This window comes from Bradyrhizobium sp. (genome assembly GCF_049512235.1).
In the GTDB taxonomy this organism is placed as follows: Bacteria; Pseudomonadota; Alphaproteobacteria; order Rhizobiales; family Xanthobacteraceae; genus Bradyrhizobium.
This window is the reverse complement of record NZ_JBEKXH010000709.1, coordinates 1-2,626: the sequence shown is the minus strand read 5'-3', so window position 1 is coordinate 2,626 and position 2,626 is coordinate 1. Positions and strand designations below refer to the sequence as shown.

4 protein-coding genes are annotated in these 2,626 nt (G+C 58.4%); 3 read left to right on the top strand and 1 reads right to left on the bottom strand.

Annotated features, from left to right (window positions below):
• The 3 genes from ABSG20_RS34270 to ABSG20_RS34260 all read left to right on the top strand — a co-directional run.
• Positions 1-632: response regulator (locus ABSG20_RS34270; RefSeq protein WP_423868861.1), on the top strand; the 632-nt coding region annotated here is incomplete at its 5' end.
• Positions 633-660: 28 nt separating this feature from the next.
• Positions 661-1,932, top strand: a complete 1,272-nt coding sequence (locus ABSG20_RS34265) for a response regulator (RefSeq protein WP_423868860.1) — start codon at positions 661-663, stop codon at positions 1,930-1,932.
• A gap of 31 nt (positions 1,933-1,963) precedes the next feature.
• Positions 1,964-2,326: a response regulator gene (locus ABSG20_RS34260; RefSeq protein WP_423868859.1), complete on the top strand. Its 363-nt coding sequence runs from the start codon at positions 1,964-1,966 to the stop codon at positions 2,324-2,326.
• 118 nt (positions 2,327-2,444) lie between these two features.
• Here the strand turns inward: ABSG20_RS34260 and ABSG20_RS34255 are convergent.
• Positions 2,445-2,626: hypothetical protein (locus ABSG20_RS34255; protein WP_423868858.1), on the bottom strand; the 182-nt coding region annotated here is incomplete at its 5' end.

Sequence of the window (2,626 nt, the reverse complement as noted above, 5' to 3'; positions counted from 1 at the left end):
CCGGATTTGAGCTTCTTGAAAGACTGCACGCCAACCCGTCGTTCTCCAGGATCCCCGTGGTCGTCTTCACCGGCAAGGATCTAAGCGTGGAAGAACAGTTGAAACTCAAGTCGATGGCCAAAAGCATCGTACTCAAGGATGTGCAGTCGCCCGAGCGGTTGCTGGACGAAACCGCGCTGTTCCTGCACCGCGTTGTTACAAATCTACCCCCCCACAAGCAGGCCATGCTCGAACGGCTTCACGGTTCGAAGGAAATCCTGCGAAGCCGCAAGGTGCTGGTGGTCGACGACGACGCCCGCAACATCTTCGCGCTCACCTCGCTGCTGGAGAACCACGAAGTCGATGTCATCAGCACCACCAAGGGCAAGGACGCGATCGAATTGATCGAAACGACGCCCGACATCAGTCTCGTGCTGATGGATATCATGATGCCCGAAATGGACGGATACGAGACGATCCGCAGGATTCGCGCCGCGCCGGAGTTCAGAATGCTGCCAATTCTCGCGCTTACGGCAAAGGCGATGAAAGGCGATCGCGAGAAATGCCTTGAGGCCGGCGCGAGCGACTACATCTCAAAACCCGTCAATACCGACCAGCTGCTTTCCCTCATGCGAGTCTGGCTCTACCGATGAACATGCGCAGCCATCCGACACCCTCATTATGCAGCCTCGCATCGAATACCCAGCACGTTTCGACGCGGATGGTCCGGATTTCGAAAGCAGTACGATGAACCTTTCAATCGTTCAGGCCCACGAAGATCCTGAAGACTCCAGCGTGGATATGACGTCATCCGACGGCGGCAATGGCATCGTCAATATCCTCATCGTCGACGACGAGCCGAGAAACCTTACTGTGCTCGAAACCGTGCTGGATTCGCCCCGCTATCGGGTGATTCGGGCCGAATCCGCCGACCAGGCGCTGCTGGCGCTGCTCAGGCATGATTTCGCCGTTCTGATATTGGACGTGCAGATGCCCGGTACCACCGGCTTCGAGCTCGCCCAGATGATCAAGGAGCGCAAGAAGACCTCCGAAGTGCCGATCATATTCCTCACCGCCTATTACAACGAGGATCAGCACGTCATCGAGGGCTACGACAGCGGAGCGGTCGACTACCTTCTCAAGCCGATAAATCCGGCCATTCTTCGCTCTAAAGTGTCCGTTCTCGCAGAATTGTTTCTCAAGCAGCGCCAACTCGAGGACGCCAACCGCGCGCTATCTGCCGAAGTGGCTGAACGTCGGCTGGTGCAGCAGCAATTGAGCGAGCTGAACGAAACGCTGGAGCAGCGCGTCCTGGACCGTACGGAAGCTCACAAGCAGGCCGAACAGCAGATCCGCTTGTTGATGAACGAGGTCAACCATCGCTCGAAGAACCTCCTCAGCGTCGTCACGGCGATTGCCCAGCAGACCGCGGCCTCCAGCCCGCGGGAGTTCGTAAAAAAGTTTTCTTCTCGTGTGCAGGCGCTGGCCGTGAATCATGACCTGCTCGTCAAGAGCCAGTGGAGAAGCATCGACGCTTTCGAGCTCATCAGCGGCCAACTCGCTCATTTTGGCGATCTCGTGGGGAAGCGAATCCTGTTTGATGGGCCTCCAATTCGGATGTCCTCTGCTGCGGCGCAGTCCATCGGCATGGTTGTTCACGAGCTGTCAACCAACACTGTCAAGTATGGGGCGTTGTCGGGTGCAGAGGGACGGATCGAAATCGCCTGGGAGATCGACGGCAACAGAGCCGAGCCGGTATTCTCAATTCGTTGGGCGGAACGCGACGGACCACCTATCTGCGCTCCCACCCATCGGGGGTTTGGAACCACCGTCGTCACCAAAATGGTGGAGATGAGTCTCGATGGTCAGACCGTTTTAGACTATTCATCGACAGGCCTGATTTGGCTTTTTGCTTGCCCCCTGAAGAACGTTCTGGAAGGCTTGCCAATATGAGTGCTTTTTTTTCTCAAGCCGGCTTCTCGCGATGAGCGTGCGCGTTCTGGTGGTTGAGGACGAGGCGATCGTAGCGATAGACATCGCCGATCAGCTGACCGAAGCCGGCTTCCTGGTGGTCGGACCGGCGCCGTCGGTCGCCAAGGCGCTCAAATTGATCGAGGAGGTGGGGTGCGACGTCGCCGTACTCGACGTCAACCTGCGGGACGAGACCGCGGAAGCCGTAGCGCGCGAGTTGCGTTCGCGGCGCACTCCGTTCCTGTTTCTGTCGGCAGTCTCCAGAGATCACCTGCCGTCCGGATTTAACGATGAGGTGCTGTTACCGAAGCCGGCCCGGCCCGCGGTGCTGGTGGCCGCCCTGCAAAACTCCATTTCAGGATTACCGCATAATTGAGCTTGCTCAACAGGACTCTCGCCGAGGTCTATAGCTGCCGCCTGTGCACCGCCGAGCTGCCGCTGGGCCCGCGGCCAGTTGTTCGCATCGTACCGCGGACGCGTCTGCCTATTGGGCTTTATCGAGAGTTTACCACGGTGGACGCATCGGTGATCGTTGAGCGTTGCGATGCCGCACGCTCTGCCGCCGGGCTCCCCAGTCGGCTTAAACTGAGAGCGCAGTGGATCAGACCAACGTGGCTGTAGGCTTGCGGAAAATTGCCCAACATGCGTCCGGTCAGTGGATCGAGCTCTTCCGCGA